This window comes from Streptomyces spongiae (assembly GCF_009377185.1).
Classification (GTDB): Bacteria; Actinomycetota; Actinomycetes; order Streptomycetales; family Streptomycetaceae; genus Streptomyces; species Streptomyces spongiae.
Genome location: NZ_VJZC01001015.1, coordinates 1 through 1,709, shown reverse-complemented (window position 1 = coordinate 1,709; position 1,709 = coordinate 1). Strand labels below are relative to the sequence as shown.

Annotated in this window: 2 protein-coding genes; both read left to right on the top strand. The window is 72.6% G+C overall.

The genetic code is table 11. The features are described 5' to 3' along the window. Positions 1-145, top strand: a 145-nt coding sequence (locus FNH08_RS49705; RefSeq protein ID WP_194238894.1) for an alpha-glucosidase C-terminal domain-containing protein, incomplete at its 5' end; no start/stop codon positions are given. 108 nt (positions 146-253) lie between these two features. After that, positions 254-1,696 carry a maltokinase N-terminal cap-like domain-containing protein gene (locus FNH08_RS49700; protein ID WP_152778581.1) on the top strand — a complete coding sequence of 481 codons (1,443 nt, stop codon included), beginning with the start codon at positions 254-256 and terminating at the stop codon, positions 1,694-1,696. Positions 1,697-1,709 lie beyond the last annotated feature (13 nt).

The following is a 1,709-nucleotide window of genomic DNA, read 5'->3' as shown; positions in this document are numbered from 1 at the left end:
ACTCGACCTGCGCACCTTCAACGGCCGCCACCCCGTCGAACTCATCGGCGGAGTCCGCTTCCCCGCCATCGGAGAACTCCCGTACCTGCTCACCCTCGCAGGCCACGGCTTCTACTGGTTCCGGCTCCGCAAGGACGCCGCGTAGAACCCCAGCGGGGCGGTTTCCACCGCCCCGCCCTGGGCACGCATCAGTAACACCCCGACTCCCCTGGTCTTCTGGTCCTCCGGGTCACTGGGGAAAGGACGCGACGCCATGTCGGAAGCCCCGTCGGAAGCCCCGTCGGCAGCAACGCCGGAGGCTGTCACGCACTCCGCCCGTACGGCCGGTCCCGCCCTTCTCGCGTCTCTTGATCCACTGCTGCGGGAGTGGCTGCCACGGCAGCGGTGGTTCGCGGGCAAGGGCCGGCCGGTCACCGGGTTCACCCTGGTCGCGGCGACGGAGCTGCTGCCCGTGAGCTCGAAACTGGGGCTGCTCCACCTGCTCGTACGGGCCCACCAGCCGCTCGTGCCCGTCCAGAGCGCGGCACCGCACCCCGCCGACTGCTACCAGCTGCTGATCGGGGTCCGCGAGACCCTGCCGCCACGGCTCGCGCCCGCACTGATCGGGCACCTGGACGAGGGACCGCTGGCAGGGCGCACGGTGTACGAGGCGCTGTACGACCCCCGGCCCGCAGACGTGCTCCTGGAAGCGCTGCGCGCACGGGCACGCGTCGGCGAGCTGCGCTTCGAACGGGACATGCGGCAGGAGATCCGTGCGGGGCTGGTGCCTCGCCTGGTGACGTCGGAGCAGTCCAACTCGTCCGTCGTGTATGGCGATACGTTCATCCTGAAGCTCCTGCGGCGGATCGTGCCCGGCACGAACCCGGATCTGGAGCTGCCGCTGATGCTGGCGCGCGAGGGGTGCCCGCGGGTGCCGGCTCCGGCGGGCTGGATGACGGCGGACCTCACCTCCTCCGACGACTCGTACGTCCTGGGCGTGCTCCAGCCCTTCGTGCAGGGCGCGGCCGACGGCTGGGAACTGGCGCTGCGGGAGCTGGCCAAGGGAGAGGACTTCGGCGCGGAGGCGCGTGCGCTGGGGCGCGCGACGGCCGAGGTGCACACGGCGCTCGCGCGGGCGCTGCCGACGGTCACCCTCGGGCGGTCCCAGCTGGAGCTGCTCGTGGCCGGGATGACGGAACGGCTGGAGGCGGCCACGCAGGCGGTTCCGGCGCTGCGGCCGTACGCACCGGAGCTGCGCTCGGCCTTCGCGGCGCTGGCGGACCTGGCGGCGGAGGGCAGCACCTGGACGGCCCAGCGCATCCACGGGGACCTGCACCTGGGCCAGTGCCTTCGGTCGCCCGGCGGCGAGTGGTCGCTCATAGACTTCGAGGGCGAGCCCTCCAAGTCGCTCGCCGAGCGCCGCATGCCCCAGCCCGTCGCGCGGGACGTCGCGGGGATGCTGCGTTCCTTCGACTACGCGGCCCACTCACAGCGCCCCGCCGAGCCGGGCTGGGCGTCCCTCTGCCGGGCCGCGTACTGCTCCGGGTACGCGGAGATCTCCGGGAGCGACCCTCGGACCGATCCTGTGCTGCTGCGCGCGTACGAGACGGACAAGGCGGTGTACGAGGTCGTCTACGAGGCCAGGCACCGCCCCGACTGGCTGCCGGTGCCGCTGGCCGCGATACGCCGGCTGGCGGCGAACGACGACGCCCCCTGACGCTCCGACCTTT